Below are 23,728 nucleotides of genomic sequence, written 5' to 3'. Positions count from 1 at the left end.
TCGTCATAAAAAACAGCGTTCTCTTAGTAAACCTTATCCCTATGGAACGAAGAACCTTTCTGAGCAGTGCTTCCGGCCTGATAATAACCGTCTGGGTTTCATCGGCTTTCCGGCCAATGAAGCCCGATAAAATGGATCGAATTGCCATGGGGACGGTTTTGTTTCGCTACCGGTTTAAACAGACAAAGCCAAAGGAAATAGCCACTATCGCAAACGAACTGACACTGCTGGATGTACCGGCCTATTACAAGAAACGATTTGGCATTCGGCAGCTTGAATTCTGGAGCAATCATTTCGAGTCGCTTGAAAAATCGTATCTGGATCAGCTCAAAGCCAGCATGAAAGCCAGTTCATCGCGCCTGATAAATGTGCAGGTGGATAGCGCATACGACCTGGCATCCAACGACGAAACCGAGCGGCAACGAAGTCTGGCGCACGTGAAAGAGTGGATGGATGCCGTAGCGTATCTGGGTTCACCCTGCGTTCGTATCAATCCCGGTCGAGTCAACGGGTCGGTTGAGAAGAGTATCGAGTCAATGAAAGAGGTCAACCAATATGCTCAACGCAAAAAGCTCATTTTGTTGACCGAAAACCACTTCGGCTTAGAGATGAATCCCGACGTACACGTGCGCATCGTGCAGGAAGCAGGCCCCAAGAACATTTACACCCTGCCCGACTTCGGTAATTATTCGCAGGCGGCTCGCTTCGACGCGCTGGCGAAGATCATGCCTTATGCCTACCTGATCTCGGCCAAAGCGGATAGTTTCAATGAGAATATGGAACACACCTCCTACGATTTCGATCAATGTGTTCAACTGGCCGAACGGATGGGGTTCAAGGGTATTTATTCGCTTGAACAGTACAGTGGTAAGTACCTGAATCTGGATTACGAAAAGGTAGCCGACTGGCTGATTGAGCACGTAAAACGCAACATTTAGACAACAAACCACTTACTCTGTGAAAACTTTACTGTGTTGTCTGTTGCTGTTCTGCGCTAATATTTCATTCGGGCAGTCTGGCGCGTCGGAAGCCAAAGCTGGCATCGGGCTAACGTTTGTGCCCGATGTTATCGTCAAAGGGTCGAGCTTGACTGGTTGGCATTCGCTGGGGCAGGCAGACTGGCGGGCCGAAAATGGCGAACTGATTGGTTCTCTAAAACCTGGCTCTTCGAGCGGTTGGCTCGTGCTGGAACGCTCCTATCAGGACATCGGATTTCACGCGCAGTTCCGTTGCTCGGGTGGTAGCGAAACGGGTGTTCTGTTCCGACTGGAGAAAACAGCGGATGGGTATAAAGGAATTCTGGTATCGATTCGGGAAACGGAAGTAGGTTCCTATCGTATCACGCTGGATGCACAAGGACGTGAATTGACACGGGAGAAATTACGGTCGGCGGGTAGTATTGTTCGACTGGCGCCACCGACCAAACCTAACGAGACTGCGGATAATGCGGCTGCTAACCGGAACCGTCGCCCGGCTTATTTTGGACTGAAACTACCCATTTCGCGCGTAGAAAGTAGCTATCGTCCGAACGACTGGAATCAGGTTGAGATTTTTCTGGACAACAACATTATCCGTACGTTTCTCAACGACAGTGGTGAAATGGCCGGTGGAGCTGCCGATGAAGAGGCTGGTCGGTACGGCCCTATCGCCTTATACGTAGGTGGAACCGGCGAAGTTCGCTTCAAGGAGGTTGGTTATAAAGATGCCGCCCTGCGGACCATGCCCAACGAAAAAACATCGGATCGTTTCCAGGTGCAACGAATCAACGACATGTATTATTCGTGGGGTGCAGGTGCCGGTGATTTCAACCGGGATGGTACTCCCGACCTAGTGGCTGGTCCTTATATTTACTTCGGGCCTGATTTCACCCAGTCACGAGAAATTTATCCGGCTTTTCCGTTCAATCCGTCGAAAGAATTTACGGACGTTAACTGTCAGTACACCTACGATTTTAATGGTGACGGCTGGACTGACATCCTGACCGGACCACCCCGCGCTACGTTGTACCTGAACCCAAAAGGCGAATCACGTCGCTGGGATAAATTCGAGGTTGTGGTGCCTGTTCAGACGGAGGTTACCTTATTTAAAGACATTGACAACGACGGCAAACCCGAACTGATTTACGGGGCAGAGGGTGAACTTCGCTATGCCAAACCTGACCCTACCGACCCCACGAAACCCTGGACCGTGCATCCCGTTTCAGAAAAAGGCTATTTCCTGGCGCATGGGATTGGCCTTGGGGATATTAACAGCGATGGGCGAACCGACTTTGTTAACCCGAACGGCTGGTGGGAACAGCCCACGGCTGATAGCAGTGGGAAATTATGGCCTTATCATCCAGCGGCATTTGCCCGATACGGCCACCGGGGGCCAGGCGTGGGAGGCAGCATGATGGCTATTTACGACGTCAATGGCGACAAGTTGAACGACGTTGTAACGGGCCTCAACGCACACGGTTTCGGCTTGGGCTGGTACGAACAGAAACGGGACTCTAATGGAACGATCACCTTTGTTCAGCACGTGATCAGTGACGATTTCTCCACGAAAAATGCCGGTAACGTAACTTTTTCACAGCCCCACGGCTCTACGCAGGCGGATATCGATGGCGATGGAATACCGGATTTCATTGTGGGGAAACGCTATTGGTCACACCTGGATAACTACTTCGACCCGGACCCATATGGCCCCCCGGTTCTGTACTGGTACCGGACCGTTCGGAATCCCAAAGCGCCGGGTGGTGCCGAGTTTGTACCCGAACTGATTCACAACCGATCAGGGGTTGGATCAGACGTACTGGCGACAGACCTAAATAAAGACGGTGCTATCGATATTGTTACGTCCACCGACCGGGGGACGTTCATTTTCTGGAACCAGAAAGGCGAAAAGCAACGCCCTAAGATGAAGTAGCGGGGCGAGTACAGTTCCTTAAAATTGCCCAATAAACTTCACTCATAAACAGCCTATTAAGCCTTTATTAAGATTTTTTTAAGTGAGGGCGCCGTACTTCACGACGGGTTCAATTAATTCAATTACAGCTATCGAACAGTATCGCTTCCGCGCAGGCTTTTTATCTGTTTTTGCTTTCTGATTTACCAGTACGTATGAAAACAACTGCATTTCTATTTCTATCCCTGACAGGTTGGTTACTAGGCATCACAATCGGTAGAAGCCAACCTGCCGAGGTGAACTATGACGAAAAAGGTTGCCTTTATACGAGTTGCAAAGGGCTGGTGATGGCGGGCTATCAGGGCTGGTTTGCCGCCCAGGGCGATGCGTCTGAACGAGGTTGGCATCATTATCAGAAACGGGGAAAATTCGAACCGGGTTATGCATCGATTGACTTCTGGCCGGATGTGAAAGACTATCCGATTACGTACAAAACGGCTTTTCAATTTGCGGATGGTAGTCCGGCATCCCTCTACAGCCCTTTTGATGAGAGCAGTGTCGACCTGCATTTCAACTGGATGAAAGAGTACGGGATCGACGGGGTTTTTATGCAGCGATTTCTGACCGAAGTGAAGTCTGAAAAAGGAAAGCGACATTTCAACAAGGTGCTGGAGAATGCGCTGAAAGCAGCTAAGAAACACCGCCGGGCCATCTGCATCATGTATGACCTGAGTGGCTCAACCTCCGCTGATATGGAGCTGCTGGTAAAGGATTGGGAGGAAGTGCAACAGATATTTTCGCTATTCAATAACCAAGAAAACCCGACTTATCTGCGGCACAACGGCAAACCCCTCCTGGCAATCTGGGGAGTAGGCTTTAACGACGGTCGACGGTACACCACGGCCGATATTCAGGTGCTGGTGGATCGGGTAAAAGGCCCGACGAAAAAAACGTCGATTCTGCTCGGTGTACCATACTACTGGCGAACGATGACCAAAGATACCGAAGTCTCTGACCGACTCCATCCGCTCATTAAAAGCGCCGACATTATTATGCCCTGGGCGGTGGGTCGCTATAAACCCGAAACGTACGCTACGGTAGCGGGCAGTACACTGGCAGACGACATTGCCTGGTGTAAAGCGGCTAAGGTGGATTACGTACCGCTGGTTTTTCCGGGGTTTAGCTGGGGGAATCTCAAAAATAGTCCCAATGTCTATAACCAGATTCCGCGGTTAAAAGGCGATTTCCTCTGGCAGCAGGTGGCTGGTGCCAAAGCAGCCGATGCCCAGAGTCTTTACGTAGCCATGTTCGATGAAGTTGATGAAGGCACTGCCATCTTCAAAACTCGCCGAGAGAACGAATTACCCCTGAATGGCGAAGGCAAGTTTGTTGGCATTGAATCCGACCTGGGTTCGGATTATTACCTCTGGCTCACGGGGCAGGCTGCTCACTGGTTTCATGGTAAGAAAGGGTATAGCTCCCAAAAGCCTGGTCGCAAGAAATAAACGCATGATGAACCACTTACAACATCTATCTGGCTTCCGGCTGTAGAGCCAGCATTCTATGTCGATCCACTTACCGGCTCAGGTGGGCACGGGCATGTGGAAGATCTGCCTCTATCACTTTTTACCGGCTTTTATCGGAAACCAAATCGCTTCGTTCAGTTGTTGGCTACGTACCAGGTAATTTTACCAGCATATCAAATCGGAGGGCTTTGACCCCTTGCGGATACAAAAATGAGCAAACACGGACGAATTCTTGTCGCCATGAGTGGTGGCATTGACTCTTCATTGGCAGCGGTGTTGCTGCACGAAGAAGGCTACGAGGTCATTGGCATGACCATGAAAACCTGGGATTACGCATCCTCAGGTGGCACAAAAAAAGAAACCGGCTGTTGCAGCCTCGACAGCATCAACGACGCCCGCAATATTGCCGTCAGTCTCGGTTTCCCCCATTATATTCTGGACATTCGGGAAGAATTTGGTGATGCCGTAATCGACCACTTTACAGGTGAATACCTCGAAGGCCGGACACCCAATCCGTGCGTTATGTGCAATACCCACATCAAATGGGATGCCCTGCTTCGCCGGGCCGACCGGCTTGACTGTGAATCAATTGCAACGGGCCACTATGCCCATATTCGAGAAGAAGGCGGCCGATTTGTTTTATCCAAAGGCATTGACTCGCTGAAAGATCAATCGTATGTGCTGTGGGGTGTTTCGCAGGAGAGTTTGAGCCGGACGAAATTACCGCTGGGGCATTTGCGCAAATCCGAAATTCGCGAAATGGCAAAAGAACGGGGCTTCATGGAATTGGTCACTAAATCAGAATCCTATGAAATCTGCTTTGTTCCTGACAACGATTACCGGGGCTTTTTGAAACGACGCATGCCGGGTCTGGAAGCTGAAGTTGCCGGTGGAAATTTCGTTATGGAAGGCACGGGCAAAGTGCTGGGCAAACACCAGGGCTATCCGTTCTATACCATTGGCCAACGCAAAGGGCTAGGTATGGCATTTGGCCAACCGATGTTCGTCACCGAAATCCGGAAAGACACCAACGAGGTGGTTTTGGGAGTCGACAAAGACCTGTTCCGCGATGGCATGATTGTCAGCAAATTAAATCTACAAAAGTACGACCACATCAATGGGCCACTCGAAACGGTAACCAAAGTGCGCTACAAAGACCCCGGCACGCCCGCTACGATTTCGCAATCTGGCGACAAAATCGAAGTGCTGTTCAGCGAAGGCGTGTCGGCTATTGCTCCGGGTCAGGCTGCCGTTTTCTATGAAGGCGACGACGTCATTGGTGGCGGCTGGATCATGAAAAGCTTCCGTCAAAACGACGTTCGGCAAAGCGAAGCGCAGGACAATCAACTGGTCGCAGCAACCAGCGCGGTTTAGTTACTGGTTGAACCTATAGATCGAGTAACGACAGAGACACAAAGGGCATGGAGAAAACTAAAACCTCCGTGTCTTTTGTGTCTCTGTCGTTAAAATCTGTTATTTGTAAAGCAACTAGCCGTTCAAGAACCCCTTTCATGAAAAAAAACCTTTTGCTTTCTGTCTTTTTAATGGCCTTAGCCGGTCAGTTATTAGCCCAAGCGCCAACAGTCAGTATACCTCCCAAAGGCCATCCTAACTCCAGCGGGCCCGGCTGGAGACCGCTCTTCGCCAGTGATCTCTCGGATGCTGGTTTTCCAAAAGGCGTTTGGAGCATTGATGATGGCGGTATTCTGACCGCTACTGCCGATAAAGCCATCTGGACAGCTGTGCCTTATGACGATTTCATATTGGATTTACTATTCAAAACCGCCGACGGCACCAATAGTGGCGTGGTGGTTCATGCCAGCGATACCACTAACTGGATTCCAAACTCCGTGGAGATCCAGATTGCCGACGATTATGCCAAACAGTGGGCCGAATCGCCAACAAACTGGCAGTGCGGTGCTTTTTTTGGCCATCAGGCCGCTATCAAACAGCAAATAGTTAAAAAGCCCGACGAATGGAACCGGTATACCATCACCTGCCTGGGAAAAATGATTTACATCGTTCTCAATAACCAGTTAGTGAATACGATAGACCTGTCGAAATTCACGTCTGCCAAAACTAATCCCGATGGGTCGCCTGTGCCTGAATGGCTCAGCAAACCACCCGCTGATCTGCCCCTCCATGGCTATATCGGCTTACAGGGTAAGCATGCCGGTGCTCCCATCTACTTCCGCAATCTGAAGATTAAACCGTTATAAGTAGCGTGGACGGTCGGCCGTTGTTGTGGAAACCCGCGCTATACGAACCCAACCGCACCCGCTGGTTGTTCCAACCTTATGCAAACCGAACCCCGGACCCGCCACAGTCGCGCTCTACCCGAATTACGTTTTTCGCTTAATCTGCTGTATGTAGGAAAATTCCTGTTAGGCATGAATGCCTCCAAGTCGACCAATGATAGTGGACTGGATGCATTTGATGAGCGCATTGAAGACATAACAGATGAATTGGTAGCCACTGAACTCCTTCACGAAGCGGCTGTACTTGCCGGAGATATTTTACCAACACCAGAGAACGAGGTTTAACCCTTTTGTTTTTATGCCCGATTCGCCTTCGGCCCGTTCATGGGCTGTCCTTTTCGATATGGACGGTGTGTTGATCGACAACACCGATTTCCATATCAATGCGTGGTTACAATTTGCCCAACGCCACAATCGCCCACTTACGAAAGACCAATACGTTGAAAACATCAACGGGCGCGTATCCGCCGATGCGATGGCCTATGTATTTCAACGCCCCATTTCAGCCGGGGAGTTGATCGTTCTGACAGAAGAGAAAGAAGCGATTTATCGCGAGTTATATCGTCCGCACCTCCAGCCAGCACCGGGTCTGCTCGACTTTCTGAGTGCCTTGAAGGCGCAGGACGTTAAACTGGCCGTGGGTACCTCGGCACCCGAGAGCAACGTTCTGTTTACCCTCGACGGACTTCCGCTACGCCCTTATTTCGATGCAATTGTAGATGCCAGTATGGTTAAAAAGGGTAAACCCGACCCCGAAATTTACCTGACAGCGGCTAAGCACGTGGGCATAGAACCTGCCCGATGCGTGGTATTTGAAGATGCATTTGCGGGTATTGAAGCGGGTTTACGGGCAGGTATGACCGTCGTAGCCGTAGCAACAACGCATACCCGGGATGAGTTAGCCGGCACAGGTGCAGCGCTGATTGTCGATGATTTTAGGCAACTAACGGTCGAGGCTGTGCAGAAGTTAATTAGTTAGTCTATTCCGATTCCGTTCATTCGGGTTTAACCAGTCGCTCTTTGGTGGCATCGGTTAATTGACGTAGCGTTGCCATTTTTTCGGTAGGCAGTTTCGATTTGGTCAACCAATTGTCGAACAGATCGAAACGCCATCCATAAATCTTAGCCGGATGTTTGTCCAGATAAGCTGTCAGACGTTCCATAGCCTGTGCACCTGTCTGTTCATTCTTCAGAACAGCTATGCAGATTTCAAGATATTCTTTCAGCGTGGCATAGCCATCCCGCATCTGATCCATCGGCAGATCGGCAATGGCTCGCTTCGCCCGGTCATATTGCCCCGTCAGCAAACTCAGTTCAACAATTGTCAGGCGGATTCCAGGATCGGGATGCATCAATTTTTCATACGCCCGAATCGCCTTGCGATAACTGGAATCTGCATCGGCCAGTTTATCTTTCATGGCCAGATAGCGGCCTCGCTCGGTATGAACAAGACCAGTTAGAGGGCTATAGGTATCCGCTGGCGGAAGGAACGACTCAGCCTGCGTAATAGCCGACAGAGCCGCATCATACTGGCCCATTATACCTAACACGAATGCTTTCTGCTGCCAGTACGTAGCCAACGTCCGGGTGGTAGCCATCGTATCCGACAATTTTTCCTTTCGAAGCTGGGGGGCGTATTGAATGGCTTTATCATAATCAGCCAGCGCTTCGGGGTATTCTTTTCGAAAAACATGAAAGCTTGCCCGCTGCCCATAAGCAAAGGAACGGATGGTATCAGGTGCGTACTCAATGGCTTTTCCCAGATCGCTCAGAACACCCGCCCAATCACGCTGCCTTGCTTTATGAGCTGACATTTGCATGTAGGCAGAAGCTACCCTTCGGTTGGGTTTACTTAAACTTTCCAGTGGCACTAAACCTGCTTCGATAAAGGCAACGCGTACCGATTCTTTATCATGAAAATCACGGTTCAACGATTCAGGAAGTCGATTCTCAGCCACAGCCAGGGTCTGCAAAGCAGGTACATCCAGCAGACCCACGGGCAATTCAGTTAGTAGATTCTGAGAGAGAACCAGCATTTGCCAAGCTGTATTCTTCCAATCTATAGTCGGTAATTTGCTGATATTACAATTGGTAACCTTCAGGTGGGTTAGCCGTTTCATCCGGGCAGCTTTGGTAAACACATCGTCGGCATCGAGCTGAGGTTGCCGGTCAATGAGTAAATCCCACAATTGTGTACAGTGCACAATACTATCAGGCAATTGCTGTATGCCCCCCATAGCGCCTTCTACAACCTTATCCTTTCCACTAATTCTCAGATTCCCCAATTTGCCCAAACGGCCAAGTGAATTTGGCAAACCCTCTAACCGGTTTCGCTCCAACGAAATACTTGTCACATGCTGCCATTGCCCAATGCTAGTTGGGAGGGCAATTAATTCATTATTAGTCAGCGTCACCTGCCGAAGTTTAGTCAATGCCCCAATTTGCTCAGGCAAGAGCCGGATCTGAGTGCCCATAATCGTTAGGTACTCTAATGCATACAACTCACAAATAGATGCGGGTAATTCAGTGATTGGATTCGTTTCAATCGTTAAATTGGTTAGGGTATGCAATGATCCAAAGTTGGCAGGCAACGCGGTCAATTCATTGGTACCAATATGTAATTCAATCAGGCTTTTCAATTGAGAAAAGGTGGCAGGCAGACTCCTCAACCGGTTGTTGCCAATTAACAATCTTTTTAGGGAATCCAGTTGACCCATACTAGCAGGAAATCCGGTTAACTGATTGTTATTCAGCGACAGGAACTGAAGTTTCCGTAGTTTCCCCAGTTCTTCCGGGAGCTGTTCGAGTTGATTAGCCTGGAGCGAAAGAAGACGAAGGTTCACCAACCGGCCAATCGACGCGGGCAGTTGGGTTAGCTTGTTATTATAAGCAGCCAGGGTTTCCAAATGGGTTAGTCGGCCAAGCTCTTCGGGCAAACTAACCAATTGATTATTGGCAATATTTAGATTCTGTAAGTTGGTCAGCTTCCAGATGTTGGGCATCTGACGTAGTTTATTGCCCATTAACCCAAGTTCGTTCAGGTTCATTAGTTGAGCAAGGGTGGCTGGCAATGAATCGAGTCCACAATGGCTAAGGCTCAGTTTTTGTAATTGCTTTAAAGAGCCAATACGATCAGAAAGCCGGTTAAGCGGAACGCTTTCAATTCGTAATTCGGTAAGCTGATCTAGCTTACTAATACAATCTGGAATCTGAGTAGGTGTACGAATCCCACTTATGGATAAGGTGTGCAACTGAGTGAGCGAGCAAAACCCGGACATATCTATAGCCTGTTGGTTTCGAATGCTAAGCCGTTCCAAACCTGGCAATCCAGCAAAGGTGGCCGCATCGACCAACAAGTCTGGATTGCCGCTCAATTCAACAGACTTAAGATTCTTCAACTCATTAAACGCTAGTTTCCGTAAGGAACGAATGGTTTCCAGGGCCAGCGTTTCCAACCGAGACAGACTCGTTAAGGTGTGCTGAAACGTAACCGAATCAATCGTAACATTTGTCAGCGTCAGCTGGCTCAATGTGCTGAGATTGCTGAACGTCTGCTGATTGACCAGAAAATTTATTCCACTGATTCGTAAAGCGGTAATCTGAGGTAATTGTGGGAAGTAAATTGGCAACGGCTTGACTTGCTGCCAGCTGGATATATCGAGCGAGCGAAGCGATTTCAGTCCAGCCAGGGCGTTGAACGACGTGTCCCACTGGAAACCCGAACCACTAAGCCGAACGTCATGCAAGTTGGGAAAATGCATAAAGGCAGCGGGCAACGTTACTAAGCCACCAGATTCGGTTTTGTTGGGAAAATAAGGGTTTACCGTAATAGTAAGGCGCTCTAAGGCGGGCCAATTCTGAATTATCTGAAACAAAGAATCCGTTTGCAGAGGCATTGCTCCACTCAGGTTGATGGTCAGCACGCGTACCGTCTGCAGCTGGCTTAAGTCAGCCAGGCCACCCTGTTTCAACATAATACCATCAATGGTCAGAGCCTCAACTTTACTGCCCTCCTTTACTTTTTTGAGTAGGTGAGAAAAGCTTGTATAGGCATTCGGATAGGCTAACGAATTATCCTGAAACACAGATGATGCCGTGCGAGGAACAGGATACCAACCGGGTAAGACATCCAGTTCTGCTACTAATTTTTGCCCGTGCTGAGCAGAGCTGTTGGTAAGTCTTATTACGATAAATCCAAGTACGAACAGCCAGTGTTTCCATCTGTTGAGCCGCATATTTTGTGTACTTTTGTTGCCGAGTTTCTAACGTTCGCATGAATATACAGCCATTGATTGAAACAACAAATCAAGCATTGATCCCGGCCCGAGAGGGCTTTTTCTTTCCGCCTGAGTGGCACCCGCATGTGGCTACCTGGCTCAGTTGGCCCCATACCGAAGCCTCCTGGACCCGCGAGCAACAGGAGCTGATGTTCCCGGCCTACATTGAGTTTATCAAAGCGATTGCCGAAAGTGAGCAGGTATGCATTAACGCCCACAACGAGATCGTTATCCAGGCGGCCAAACTACGTTTACTGGCTGCCGGAGCCGATATGAGCCGCATTACCCTCCTGCCCCACCCAACCAACGACTCCTGGTGCCGCGATCACGGTCCGGCCTTTCTGATTAATCCTGAGAAAAAAGAACGGATGATTGTCAACTGGGGGTACAACGCCTGGGGAGGTAAATATCCGCCCTATGATCGCGACGATCTGATTCCGATTGAAATTGCCCACTATCGAAACTTGGATTACGTAACACCCGGCATCATCATGGAAGGTGGTTCTGTGGAGTTCAATGGAGCTGGTACCGTATTGACCAGCCGGGCGTGTTTGCTTAACCAGAACCGAAATGCCCACCTGACCCAGGCGAAAATAGAGCAGTACCTCTGTGATTACTACGGCGTACAGCAGGTACTTTGGGTGGAAGAAGGCATTGTTGGCGACGATACCGATGGCCACATTGACGATACGGTTCGCTTTGTCAATGAGGATACCGTCATAGCCGCGTATGAATCGAACCAAAACGATGCCAATTACCCGTTTCTCCAGGAAATCCACCAAGAACTGAAGGAAATGCGGCTGCTGAATGGTAAGCAACTCAATATCGTTGAGCTACCCATGCCCGATCCTGTTGTGAGTGATGGCCTTCGCCTACCCGCTTCGTACGCTAATTTCCTGATCACAACTGGCTCGGTCATTGTACCAACCTTCCGCTGTGCTAAAGACCAGCAAGCGCTGGATATCATCGGCAGCTGTTTCCCCGACCGTAAAATCGTAGGAATTGATTCAACCGATATTGTCTGGGGGCTGGGCAGTTTCCATTGCCTGAGCCAGCAGGAACCAGGCGTTTAGATAATGAAGAGTGAAGATTGAAGAATAGGTTCGACTTGCTTTTTTCTATTCTTCATTTTTCACTCTTCATTCTTCATTAATCAAAAACATGTACGACAACAAAACCTTCCGATCCGTTACCAATACACCAAATGGTGACGTAAGTGGTGATACGCTTTTTCACTATCACCAGCAGGATAAACTTGTGTGGGCTGAGTATGCCGGAGGAGACATCGTCAAAGGCTTTCTGATTGCGGTTGTACTGGAAGGCGGCTTTTTAGACATGCGTTATGAGCATGTCAACAGTCAGGGTAAGTTGATGACGGGTCGTTGTTCTTCGGCACCTGAATTACTACCCGACGGTCGAATTCGTCTGCATGAGCAATGGCAGTGGACCAGTGGTGATGGTTCCTCAGGAACATCTATTGTTGAAGAAGTTTTTGTATGAATTTTTCACAAAATCAATAGAACGCTGATCTTTATGATAATTAGATGAGGTAAGATTTAGTTGATTAAAATCTGTACAAATCATAACCACACCAGTGGCTCTGAATCCTAAAAATCAGCCGGTCCGCCGGTGCGGGACTATTAACAAAATCATGAGAATCATTTTAATCAGTGTAATCCCGGTTCTGATACTAGTAGGCTGCGCCCGCCAACCAACGCTCACCGCAGAACTGGTGCCCCGTTCGCTAAAAGCGGTTAATCTGGAAGAAACCATTAGTCGGCGCGATGAGCTGATGATGGCCTATTCGTTAACCAGCTACGACGCCAACAACAAGCCTGTCGCTGTTGTTAATGGAGGCTGGGGCGTTGAGACCGTTCGGAAAGATGAACAGCTTGATCTACGTTCCGCTGCTTCACCCGAACACAATCCTGCGAAACCGATCAGTCTGGCATTGCCTCGAAATGGACGTATTGTGGCATCGGTCGTTTTAATTGAGGTCGATGACTATAACCAGGCCAAAGAAACGATTTCGAAAATTCAGAAGATTCATAACATAGTTGCCATTCCGATTGGATTGCTCCTGACCGTCACCGAGGTGCTGACACCCCTGAAGTATGTATCGGCCGGATTGGTTGCGTCGGGAGTTGGACTGCAACTCGTTGATAAACTGGATGATGATGATCTGCTGGGGCAAAGTAGTGTTGACCTTCGCGAAGCCGATTTACGCCAGAAGAAACAGCGGCTGGTGCATGTGCCGGCGGTGTTTACCGGCCAGAATATGAAAGATGCCTTCGACTATGGGCTGGAGTATGACATTCAGCTTAAAGCGGTGAAAATCCAGCCGGTACGCCAATAAGCGTGTTGGCACATCGTTCCCTATAGATAACGAATGTTTTTGCCTTTGTATCTGTTTCACCTATACGTCCAAAATTACCTTTACTAGACGCTATGCGCCATTTAACAGGCGGTTTTTTATTGGCCTTACTCGTAACAGCCTGTAAAACAACTGCACCGGTTGTTCAGCAAACACCACCCCCGAAGCCAGTTATTCTGACATTGGGCAACAAACCCTTTACGACCGATGACTTTTTTCAGTCGTTTACCAAAAACCAGCTTTCGTCTGATTCGACTCAGCGAACCGACGTCAAAGGCTACTTCGATCTCTATACGAATCTAAAACTGAAAGTTCTGGCAGCCGAAACAGAAGGTCGCGATACGACCGAGGCCTTTCGGGAGGAAATGAATACCTACCGGAAGCAACTGGCGCAGTCCTATCTGACCGACAAAGTGCTTGTTGAAGCGCTCACGGCTGAGGCTTACCAGCATATGCAGGAAGACGTCAACGCATCGCATATTCTGCTATCGGTTTCCGAAGATGCGCTACCTGCCGATACCCTTAAAGCCTACCAAAGCGCGCTGGCTTTGCGGAAACAGGCGCTGGCAGGTGAAGATTTTTCCAAATTGGCCCGTGAGTATTCACAGGATGCCGCAACGGCTCAAACTGGAGGAAGTCTGGGTTACATTACGGCGTTTGGGGTTGTTTATCCACTCGAGATTGCCGCCTACACAACGCCTGTTGGTAGCATTTCGCAGCCCGTTCGAACACGGTTTGGCTATCACCTGATCAAAGTTAACAATCGCCGACCCAGCCGTGGACGCGTTCGGGTAGCCCACATCCTGGTACGTATGAGCCCTGGTGCCGATGAAGCGGGCCAGAAAATGGCGCAGAACCGCATTGATGCTGCCTATACACGCCTGCAAAAAGGCGAATCGTTTGAACTGGTGTGTCGCGAGCTATCGGATGATGCAACCTCGAAATCAAACGGGGGCGTGCTACCCCTCTCAACGCCCGACCGGCCCTGGGTACCGGCCTTTGATGATGCTGCGTTTGCTCTGACTAAAGTAGGTGATTACTCAAAACCCGTCCGAACCAATTACGGCTGGCACATCATCAAACTTATTGAACGCAAAGCACTGGAACCTTATGCAACCATGGCGGCTCCTTTACGGCAGCGCGTCATGACCGATAGCCGGGCTGAAGTGTTGCGACAATCAACGGTTCAGAAACTTCGAAAAGACTATACGGTACAGGAAGATAAAACCGTTCTTGAGAATGCTGTAGCCAAAGCCGATAGTAGTTTACTCCGAGGTCAGTGGCGCTTTACAGAACCGCTCGATCCCTCGTTACAGAACAAACCCATTGTCACAATTTCGGGGCAGCCGTATACCGTTAACCAGTTTTTTGCCTATGTCCGCCAACGGCAGCAACCGCCCCGGAATCCGGCATTGGCCACTACGACAACCTCAACAGCCCCAACCGCAGAGCACACGGTAGCTGGCTCTCCAAGCGTTGCCATGTACCGCCAGTTTGATCGGTTTGTTGGCGACCGCCTGATTGCCACTGAAGAAGCGAATCTGGACAAAAAATCAGCAGAATTCAAGTCCCTGATGAGCGACATTCGCGATGGTGTACTGCTTTCGCAGGTGATGGAGCAGAATGTATGGGAGCGTTCGATGGTTGATTCAACGGGACAGCGCCAGTATTATGAGCAACATAAAGCCGAGTACCGACTTCCCGAACGGGCCATTGCTACGCTGGTCATCGCCCAAACCGATAGCCTTCTGAAACAGGCATCAAGTGTCTTCAGCGGGAAACCACCCTATCAGCTTCGGCGGTCGGCAGCTCCGATTGCGTTTGACAAGAACCAGACAGCCTTAACACCCGCTCAACGCGAAACGTTGTTCGACCTGCTGGTTGTATTGGGACATAATCCAGATTACGTTGTTGAAGTAACCGGGTCACATGACCCAACCGAACGCGATTCAGTTTCGGCTGGCCGGATTCGCAACGTGGTTGGCTACCTACAGAAAAACGGAATTTCGTTGAGCAGAATTATGGAGAAAGACTATCAGGGGGCGCGGCCAGGTGTTTCAAAAGATGCTCAGCGTAACGTGACCTTTCAATATTTCAGCAATGCAAAGGATGATGTTGCCAAAATCATCAATAGCAAGTATCCGGTAACGTCGGGTATGCCACCGGCCCTTTCTATTACCGAAGGATCCTTTGCGCAGGGAACAAACCCGTACCTCGATTCAATTAACCAATGGAAAGTGGGCACAACCACCCTGCATCGTGATACTAAAGCAATTGCCGTAATCATTAGTCGGATCGAGCCCGCTCGTACCAAAACGTTTGCCGAAGCTCGTGGTACCGTCATTAACGAATATCAGGCCCTGCTTGAAAAACAATGGCTTGCGCAACTCCGGCAAACATACCCAGTAAAAGTAAACGAAGCCGAAATTCAGAAGTTAGTGAAGTAGAAATTGGTGGAGTAAGTTGAGTGGGTTAAGTAGGTGTAGTTGGTATAGGGAGTAACTTTACTCACTCCATCTATTCCACCCACTTAACTTACTTCACTACTCACTAACTCCACCAAACCCCAAATTCCACTTAAAATTTCTTAAAACACAGACCGCTTGCCGTTCTGTACGTATATTTGAGAATATGAAAAAAGTAATCAGCAGTGTGCTCTTTATTTTGGTTGGTTGTTTCCTGACGGCACCCAGTTTTGGGCAGGGTCAGGGAGTGAGTCTGAACAAGATCATCGCCAAAGTAGACAATTACTATGTTCTACGGTCTGATCTCGACGAAGCCTACCAATCCTACGTTGGTCAAAACCAGACACCTCCGCAAAAATGTCAGTTGCTGGAAAGTCTCGTTGTCAACAAAATGATGCTGGCCAAAGCCGAGATTGACTCGGTTGTGGTTGATGACAAAATCGTAGACAGCGAACTCGACTCCCGCATGCAGTACATGGTGCAGCAGTTTGGTTCCGAAAAAAGTATTGTTGAAGCCTATGGCAAGAGCCTGGAAATGCTCAAAAGTGAGCTGCGGACCCAGGTGAAAGAACAGAAGGTTGTCCAGAAAATGCAACAAAAAATTACGACCGACGTGAAAGTGACTCCGCGTGACGTGCGTAAGTTTTTCGATGCGATTCCAAGAGATAGCCTTCCCTATATGCCCGCCGACGTAGAAGTTGGTCAGATCGTTCGCTTTGCCAAACCGACGAAAGAACAGAAAGAAGCCCTCCGGCAGCGATTGCTGGAATTTAAGCATCGGGTTGAAAAAGGCGAAGATTTTGCCAAGCTTGCCAAAGAAAACTCGGAAGATGTTGGCTCAGGTGAGAAAGGGGGCGACTTAGGTTTTGCGAAACGGGGAGCGATGGTGGCTCCTTTTGAAGGCGCAGCCCTGAAACTGAAACCAAATGAAATGTCGGACGTTGTTGAATCGGATTTTGGTTTGCACCTGATCCAATTGCTGGAAACCCGCGGTGCTGAATACCGCGCCCGACACATTCTGCTTCGACCCGATTACAACCGCCTGGACTTATCGGGACCAACCCGCTACCTGGACAGTCTTCGGAACCTGATTCAACTCGATTCGCTGAAATTTGAGAAAGCCGCTCACGACTATTCGGAAGACAAAAATACGGCTGATGCGGGTGGGTTATTGCGCGATCCGCAGTCAGGCAGCAGCCGGATGGCTATGGATGGCTCAATGGAATACGCCATGTTCCAGATGCTCGATACCATGCAGGTGGGAAAGATTTCGGCTCCACTGCCTTACCGTACGGAAGATGGCAAAAGCGCGGTACGATTATTGTATTTTAAGAGTAAGGTTCCGCCCCACACGGCCGATTTCACCAAAGACTTCGAGAAATTGCAGACAATTGTGCTTCAGAACAAAAAGAACCGTGCCATTGACGACTGGTTCAAAAAATCAATTGCCGATGTATACATCACGGTCGATCCTGAATTCCACAGTTGCCGAATATTTGGTACAACCCAAAATAGTGCAGCCAACCTCAGCGGAGGAGGCAATTAATGGATAATGGATAATGTTTAATGAATAATGAGTGCTGCTAGTTAAGGTACTAGAATTCATTAGCCAATAAGCCTAACCATTATACATTTTTCATTATACATTTTTCATTACAATGCCCTACACATCAGACGTCGCGGCTGCCGAAGCCCTTACCAATTCTTACCAAAAACTTAAAAGTGAAATCTCGAAAGTCGTAATTGGTCAGGACGAAACTGTTCGACTGCTGTTAACGGCTATCTTTTGTCAGGGGCACTGTTTGCTAGTTGGTGTGCCGGGTTTGGCGAAAACACTGCTGATTCAGACGATTGCGGGAGCATTGGATCTGGATTTTAACCGGATTCAGTTCACCCCTGACCTGATGCCATCCGATATCCTCGGTTCCGAAACCCTGGATCAGGAGCGCAATTTCAAGTTCATTAAAGGGCCTATTTTCGCCAATATTATTCTGGCTGACGAAATTAACCGGACGCCCCCTAAAACACAGGCGGCCCTACTGGAAGCCATGCAGGAGTATTCGGTAACGATTGCCGGTCAGAAATACAGCCTGGGTCGGCCATTTTTCGTACTAGCTACGCAGAACCCAATTGAGCAGGAAGGTACCTATCCGCTACCCGAAGCCCAGTTGGACCGCTTCATGTTCAATATTTACCTGGATTATCCGTCGTATCAATCCGAAGTCGACATCGTAAAAAACACGACGTCCGACAACAAATATGATGTTCAGCGTGTGATTACGGGCGAAGAAATTCGGGAGTTTCAACACCTGGTGCGCCGGGTTCCGGTGGTCGATAATGTGATTGAATACGCGGTCAAACTCGTTCACAAAACCCGACCCAATACCGACATGGCGGCTCCAGACGCCAACCAGTATTTAGAATGGGGCGCTGGTCCACGGGCATCGCAGGCGCTTATCCTGGCCGCCAAGTGCAATGCATTACTAACAGGCAAATACTCGCCTGATATCGAAGATGTTCGCGCTGTAGCCATGCCAATTTTGCGCCATCGGGTTGTCCGAAACTTTAAGGCAGAAGCGGAAGGCATTTCGGTTGAACAATTGATCAAGAGGCTGTTATAAAAAGGAGGAAAGGAAGAGGGGGAGGAAAGGGACGAGAGGAAATACAAACATCCCTCTCGTCCCTTTCCTCCCCCTCTTCCTTTTTGCCAGTTCGGCATAGTATTCACTTCAGTCAGCAGAGGTCAATAGATAGTACTTCCTCTCTCCTCCCTTTAATCCCCTTCCTCTCCTTTTCTATTCGTTTTCCCCAGATAATCATCATCGCCCATTCCGGTCGATTTATCGTCTACACCGGTAGGTTTGACATTTTCCGTTTCTTCACCGACCAGGAAATCACCTGTTCCGTTGGGTTCATCAATACCAGGATCGTGCTGTTCATCTTTAGCTTCCATAACGCGTCATTGGATTATTTATATCACAACTGACCCCCAATCCGAATAGTTATAGAAAGTAAGATTCTGGCTCCTCCATCTCCTACCCTTTCAACTGCCATAGGGGCTTATCGGTCAGCTTTATCTGAACAACCTGCCCTACCTGCACATCATCGCGAGACGTAAGTAACCGGAGTGATACGTAGCGCGATAGAGCCACGTCAAGCTCATAGTGGCTTCCTTTAAAATACACCGCCCGAACCGTGGCTGGCGTACCTGTAGTATCGAGTTTAAGCTGTTCAGGACGCAGGCAGATCAAGGCTTCCGGATTCTCAGATTCGGGCAAACCCAGCAGCGGTAAATATTTTGCTTTGAGAACAGTAACCAGCCCCGTCATGCGTGCCGCATAGGCCGTAACGGGTCGATGATAAATGTCCACGGGTGCGCCCAGTTGGATCAGTTTTCCATCGCGCAGAATCCCTAATGTATCGGCAATTGACAGGGCATCTGAGGCATCATGCGTCACAAACAGGCAGGATGTCGAGCGCGACCCTGTCCCTTCATGCCGAACCAGATCGAACAACAAATCACGAACAATGAGTCGGTTGGGTAAATCGAGGTGACTGAATGGCTCATCCAGCAACAAAACAGCCGGTTTATCGGCAATGGCGCGGGCAATGGCCGTCCGCTGTTTTTCTCCGCCCGATACCTGACGCGGAATCCGATCCTGTACATCGGTCAAACGGCAGAGTTTCAACAATTCGTTAACCCGAAAATCCCGGTAGCTTTTCTCGAAGAAACGTAACGCGTAGGCAATGTTTTCTCGTACCGATACATTCGGCATCAACTGGTATTCCTGATGAACCAGCCGAATATCGTTATGGCCCGGTACCAGCACTTCCGATGGTCCCAGTATCCGTTCATCGTTGAGCCGGACTTCGCCCGTGTCCGCATCGGCCAAACCCGCCAGCAGATTCAGCAGGGTGCTTTTGCCCGATCCACTGGCACCCACAAGCGCCATAATCTGGCCTGGCTCGAGTGTGATGGATACGTTCCGAACGGCCGGAACAGACTTATAGGTCTTGACGAGTTTAGTGGCAGTGAGCATAGGTAGAGCCGCCCGTCCCCGGTCGGTGCGAAGTGTTAAAGATGAATGTAAGCTTTTTGCCTACACGCCGACCGGGACGGGCGACTTTACATTAAAATATAAAATTCGTACTTAAGAACGTGGACTGATGATGCCCCACAATGTCATTCAGAATGGCTTTATTCCCCGGCGTATCTTTCGTAGCCACCGCCGACCGGATGGAGAATGAGCGCAGAGCGTCTTCAACAGACAGCGTTCCCTCAGCGGAATCCTTACGGCCCGTAAACGGAAAGGTATCGGGCCCACGCTGACACTGCGCATTGATATTTACCCGGCTAACAAGGTTCACTAATGGGTCGATGAGCTTAGAGATTTCGGCGGTGTCGGTACCAAAAATACTCGCCTGCATCCCGTGATCATCCGTAATCAGGTAGTCGATAAACTCCTCGACATCATCATACACAACGACCGGAATTACGGGGCCAAACTGTTCTTCCCGGTACAATTTCATTCCTTCTTTAACAGGGTAAACCACAGCTGGCTTGAACAGAGATGCTGTCGTTTCTCCGCCACCTTCGTTCACGATCGACGCCCCACCCGCTGCCGCATCGGCAATAATATCGGCCAGATATTGTGGTTTTGTTGGTTCGGGCAGGGGTGTAATCTGCACTTTAGCATCCCAGGGCATTCCGGGTTTAAGCTTACTAACTTCCGGACCAAATTGCGCCAGGAACTTATCGGCAACGGACCGATGCGCCCAGATAATTTTAATAGCCGTACAACGCTGGCCGTTAAAGGATAAGGTACCCAGCAGACATTCCTGAACAGCTATATTCAAATCCGCATCGGGCAGAATGATGGCTGCGTTCTTGGCATCCAGGCTCATAATCGACCGAAGGCGATTGAGCTTCGGGTGCTGCCGTTGCAGTTCGTCGGCTACCCGGCTGGAGCCAATGAGCGTCAGAACGTTAACTTTTCCCGACTGCATGACCGGTGGAATCACATTGGCCCCCCGGCCATAGAGGGAGTTAACAACACCCTTCGGAAAACTGGTACGGAACGCTTCCAAGAGTGGATAATGCAGTAGTGATCCATGTTTGGGTGTCTTGAACAGAATCGTGTTTCCCATCAGAATCGCCGGAATCAGCGTGGTGTATGTTTCGTTGAGCGGATAGTTAAACGGCCCCATCGCCAGCACCACCCCCAACGGCGACCGCCGAATCTGCCCGATAATTCCTTCTTCAATCCGAAACCGCGACGAGTTGCGGTCCATATTTTTGAGCGTATCGATCGTATCGTAAATGTATTTCACGGTACGGTCGAACTCCTTGGTTGCATCGGCGAGGTTCTTGCCGATCTCCCACATAATCAGATTAATAACCAGCGTCCGCTGCTCCAGCATTTTCCCGATGAAGGTTTCCATGCAGGCAATCCGGCCCGCCACCGACATCTGGGGCCACTCACCCCGGCCATTATCGTAAGCAGCTACAGCAGCATTCAGGGCTTCAACGGCTTCGGTAGGACCTGTTACGGGAAAACTACCGACGAGCTGGCGTTGTAACGTACCCTCCGCATCTGGTAAACAAACGGGCGAGTATACTTCTGAAACAGCGCCAGTCCACTGACGCATTTCGCCGTCAAGCAAATACTCGCGCTGGTGAATGGGTTCAATTCGGTACTCGGCAGGGATCTGGGCTTCGCTGGTTGGGAAGAGTTCACTAAGTTTCGAGTCGTTCATGGAAGGAAATGCTAGTTGAAAAGAAACGGCGCAAACGTCGCCATTTGCGGGGCAAAATCCAATCAGGTTAAAAACAAATACGGTTCCAGGCTGGCAAGTACTATGATAAAGCTTATCCGTATAACCTAGGCCCTAACGCAACCAAGGGCGAATTCCTCACGTACGGTGACAAAAGAAGCCCATTCTGTACGCTCACTTTCTATTTACTCATTCTTATTTAAAACGTCTGCTTTTCCCCATGGCAAAACTTTTCGTTCTCCTCCTGTTTCTTGGTCTACAGGTTCAGGCACAGGACACATCCTATGTCCGGCAGCCATCTGCAACGCCAACAGCTTCGTCCGACAATCAATTGCTGGCTAGTTCGGCAGATTCGCTGCTATTACCCCAGAAAATGCTCTTTACGCAACGGATTTTCTGGGGACCCAATGGACTGCTTCGGGCCATGCAGTTGGCTCCCCTTACGCTTGAAGGGCGACAGAAAGAGCTTAAGGTGCGCCAGTTCATGCTGATCACCCACAAGGTTACAGGGTATGCAACCCTGGCAGGTTTTTTGGTGCAGGGTATTCTGGATCTGAAATTGAACAAGGCCACAGGAAGCAATTATGATCAGCTACTCAGTGCCCAGCAAATGGCACTAACAATCACCAACATCGCTTATGGCACAACGGCCCTGCTTTCGCTATCCGCGCCCCCTAAACGTATGGCCGATCAAAAAGCACGCAGCGGGGTCAAGCTGCACAAGTATTTATCCATTATCCACCTGACCGGCTTTCTCGCGACCAATATTCTGGCGAGTCAGGTAAGCCAGCATTCAGAGTTGAGACCGTATCGTCAGGTGGCAGGCTTTACAACCTTGGCGGCCTTTGCCCCTGCTTTAATTGCCCTAAAGTTTTGAGGTAATTCGTTTGCTTGCCGTGTTGAGAGAGATTATAACGTTCTAAAATGATGAACGGCTTGCAAGATTCCGATGCAGGATAGCCCTGTTACCAGGAGTAATACGTTCATGTACTACCTGGAAGAGATTACACTAAGCAAAAACTCAAGCGGTAAAAACCTACTAAATCAATAAACGACTATCTACACGAAAAGGAGCGTTTTCTACAATCTTCGCTTCCTCTCGAAAGTCAGGGTGAGGTGTATGTTGTAAGTAATTATGCGACTATTCGATTTAACAAGAAGGGAAAGTCTGTTCGGAATTGTATATTCCGAACAGACTTGACTTAAGCTTATTTGAGGGAATACGCTTTAACTGTATTGTGAAAAAAGGTAGGTACAAACAGCATTTGGGTAGTTGGATTGTACCCAATATCTGCCGAATTGATTTTCTCTTTTGAGGTATCCATTTTCAGTTCAGTCGTTCCATCGGCGCGAATGTGCCAAATTTTGCCACCCCACTCAGTGACCATGTAGGTTTTGTTTCCTAACGCCACAATACCATCAATACCGCCCATGCCTTTGGCTATTGTATTCAGTTGCTTGGTCGTAGGATTCAGCGTCAGCAGAGAACCATCGCCATTACCAATCAGTAGTTGATTATTTTCAACCAAAAGGCCGTTGCAGCCTTTCAGTGGAGCACCCGCCAAGACAATACTGGCTTTTCCATTGGTGATCGACCAAACTTTGCTATCATTCGAATCGGTAACGTAGATCACTCCCTTTTGGGTATCAATAGCAATATCATTGAGAAATTTAGCCCCTTCGATCGGATAGCGATTGAGGATCTTACCGGTAGACAGCGCTATTTCCGCGACCTGAGTCATTTCGGTAACATACAGTTTGTCGCCCATAATCCCCATGCCTTTGGTCGAATTGAGATTTTCGGTGAATTTCAGTTTAATTAGTTTACCATCCTGACCTATTTTAGCAATATAACTGCTCTTGTTCTCTAGTGTCGGATTTCCGTTGATACAAGCTATATACAAGACGTTTTTGCCAGGATCAACTAATACACATTCAGGTGTGCGCAGCGTTGTATCGGATTCCCATACCGGTTTTAAAGTACCTGTTTGGGCATTGGCAGAAGATAGTAGACTGATCATCAAGCTGCTCAGTACGACAAGAAATGATTTTTCCATCAGTTAGCGTGTTCGATTTAGTAGAATGAAAAGTAAACTAGTTTGTCTAGCTACTCCTCTCCGCTAATGTATATACCAGCTAATCCATCTGGGTCATCCAAATCGGGCGT

General features: G+C 49.1%; 19 protein-coding genes. 14 read left to right on the top strand and 5 right to left on the bottom strand.

The genetic code is table 11. The features are described 5' to 3' along the window. Window positions 1–41 precede the first annotated feature (41 nt). The 7 genes from EXU85_RS10620 to EXU85_RS10590 all read left to right on the top strand — a co-directional run bounded on the left by EXU85_RS10620 (window position 42) and on the right by EXU85_RS10590 (window position 7,649). Window positions 42–938: a sugar phosphate isomerase/epimerase family protein gene (locus EXU85_RS10620; RefSeq protein ID WP_142772063.1), complete on the top strand. Its 897-nt coding sequence runs from the start codon at window positions 42–44 to the stop codon at window positions 936–938. Window positions 939–957: 19 nt separating this feature from the next. Further along, window positions 958–2,907: an FG-GAP-like repeat-containing protein gene (locus tag EXU85_RS10615; RefSeq protein ID WP_142772062.1), complete on the top strand. Its 1,950-nt coding sequence runs from the start codon at window positions 958–960 to the stop codon at window positions 2,905–2,907. Between the two features lie 194 nt (window positions 2,908–3,101). Continuing rightward, on the top strand, window positions 3,102–4,391 hold the full coding sequence (locus EXU85_RS10610; RefSeq protein ID WP_142772061.1) for a glycoside hydrolase family 71/99-like protein: 1,290 nt from the start codon (window positions 3,102–3,104) through the stop codon (window positions 4,389–4,391). A 231-nt stretch (window positions 4,392–4,622) separates the two neighbouring features. Further along, complete coding sequence (mnmA, locus tag EXU85_RS10605) at window positions 4,623–5,786, top strand: tRNA 2-thiouridine(34) synthase MnmA (RefSeq protein WP_142772060.1); 1,164 nt, start codon at window positions 4,623–4,625, stop codon at window positions 5,784–5,786. A gap of 137 nt (window positions 5,787–5,923) precedes the next feature. After that, entirely contained in the window at window positions 5,924–6,631 is a 708-nt protein-coding gene (locus tag EXU85_RS10600) for a DUF1080 domain-containing protein (RefSeq protein WP_142772059.1), read from the top strand. A gap of 78 nt (window positions 6,632–6,709) precedes the next feature. After that, window positions 6,710–6,955 (top strand): hypothetical protein, encoded by a 246-nt coding sequence (locus EXU85_RS10595; RefSeq protein ID WP_142772058.1) that lies wholly within the window; start codon window positions 6,710–6,712, stop codon window positions 6,953–6,955. 13 nt (window positions 6,956–6,968) lie between these two features. Beyond that, window positions 6,969–7,649, top strand: a complete 681-nt coding sequence (locus EXU85_RS10590) for an HAD family phosphatase (protein ID WP_142772057.1) — start codon at window positions 6,969–6,971, stop codon at window positions 7,647–7,649. 16 nt (window positions 7,650–7,665) lie between these two features. Here EXU85_RS10590 and EXU85_RS10585 read toward each other — a convergent pair whose 3' ends face one another. Then, on the bottom strand, window positions 7,666–10,905 hold the full coding sequence (locus EXU85_RS10585; RefSeq protein WP_142772056.1) for a leucine-rich repeat protein: 3,240 nt from the start codon (window positions 10,903–10,905) through the stop codon (window positions 7,666–7,668). 38 nt (window positions 10,906–10,943) lie between these two features. Between EXU85_RS10585 and EXU85_RS10580 the strand changes: the two genes are divergently transcribed. From EXU85_RS10580 to EXU85_RS10555, 6 genes are all read left to right on the top strand, one after another. Further along, window positions 10,944–12,020: an agmatine/peptidylarginine deiminase gene (locus EXU85_RS10580; protein WP_142772055.1), complete on the top strand. Its 1,077-nt coding sequence runs from the start codon at window positions 10,944–10,946 to the stop codon at window positions 12,018–12,020. Between the two features lie 88 nt (window positions 12,021–12,108). Then, window positions 12,109–12,447 carry a n-acetylglutamate synthase gene (locus EXU85_RS10575; RefSeq protein WP_142772054.1) on the top strand — a complete coding sequence of 113 codons (339 nt, stop codon included), beginning with the start codon at window positions 12,109–12,111 and terminating at the stop codon, window positions 12,445–12,447. Between the two features lie 151 nt (window positions 12,448–12,598). Beyond that, window positions 12,599–13,303 (top strand): hypothetical protein, encoded by a 705-nt coding sequence (locus EXU85_RS10570; protein ID WP_142772053.1) that lies wholly within the window; start codon window positions 12,599–12,601, stop codon window positions 13,301–13,303. A gap of 92 nt (window positions 13,304–13,395) precedes the next feature. Further along, complete coding sequence (locus EXU85_RS10565; RefSeq protein ID WP_142772052.1) at window positions 13,396–15,768, top strand: peptidylprolyl isomerase; 2,373 nt, start codon at window positions 13,396–13,398, stop codon at window positions 15,766–15,768. 184 nt (window positions 15,769–15,952) lie between these two features. Beyond that, window positions 15,953–17,332 carry a peptidylprolyl isomerase gene (locus EXU85_RS10560; RefSeq protein WP_142772051.1) on the top strand — a complete coding sequence of 460 codons (1,380 nt, stop codon included), beginning with the start codon at window positions 15,953–15,955 and terminating at the stop codon, window positions 17,330–17,332. A gap of 112 nt (window positions 17,333–17,444) precedes the next feature. After that, entirely contained in the window at window positions 17,445–18,407 is a 963-nt protein-coding gene (locus tag EXU85_RS10555; protein WP_142772050.1) for a MoxR family ATPase, read from the top strand. 152 nt (window positions 18,408–18,559) lie between these two features. Here the strand turns inward: EXU85_RS10555 and EXU85_RS10550 are convergent, their stop codons facing one another. The 3 genes from EXU85_RS10550 to EXU85_RS10540 all read right to left on the bottom strand — a co-directional run bounded on the left by EXU85_RS10550 (window position 18,560) and on the right by EXU85_RS10540 (window position 21,543). Beyond that, entirely contained in the window at window positions 18,560–18,739 is a 180-nt protein-coding gene (locus EXU85_RS10550; RefSeq protein ID WP_142772049.1) for a hypothetical protein, read from the bottom strand. Window positions 18,740–18,821: 82 nt separating this feature from the next. After that, the gene (locus EXU85_RS10545; protein ID WP_142772048.1) at window positions 18,822–19,826 is read right to left on the bottom strand and encodes an ABC transporter ATP-binding protein; all 1,005 of its coding nucleotides are present in this window, start codon (window positions 19,824–19,826) and stop codon (window positions 18,822–18,824) included. Between the two features lie 91 nt (window positions 19,827–19,917). Continuing rightward, entirely contained in the window at window positions 19,918–21,543 is a 1,626-nt protein-coding gene (locus EXU85_RS10540; protein ID WP_142772047.1) for an NADP-dependent glyceraldehyde-3-phosphate dehydrogenase, read from the bottom strand. A gap of 238 nt (window positions 21,544–21,781) precedes the next feature. On the opposite strand from EXU85_RS10540, the gene EXU85_RS10535 reads away from it, so the two are divergent. Then, window positions 21,782–22,438 (top strand): hypothetical protein, encoded by a 657-nt coding sequence (locus tag EXU85_RS10535; RefSeq protein WP_142772046.1) that lies wholly within the window; start codon window positions 21,782–21,784, stop codon window positions 22,436–22,438. Between the two features lie 331 nt (window positions 22,439–22,769). Here the strand turns inward: EXU85_RS10535 and EXU85_RS10530 are convergent, their stop codons facing one another. Continuing rightward, complete coding sequence (locus EXU85_RS10530) at window positions 22,770–23,618, bottom strand: hypothetical protein (protein WP_142772045.1); 849 nt, start codon at window positions 23,616–23,618, stop codon at window positions 22,770–22,772. Between the last annotated feature and the right edge of the window lie 110 nt (window positions 23,619–23,728).

It is taken from the genome of Spirosoma sp. KCTC 42546, from assembly GCF_006965485.1.
In the GTDB taxonomy this organism is placed as follows: domain Bacteria; phylum Bacteroidota; class Bacteroidia; order Cytophagales; family Spirosomataceae; genus Spirosoma.
Note: the sequence above shows the minus strand (reverse complement) of the source record. Positions and strands in the feature narration are given on the sequence as shown.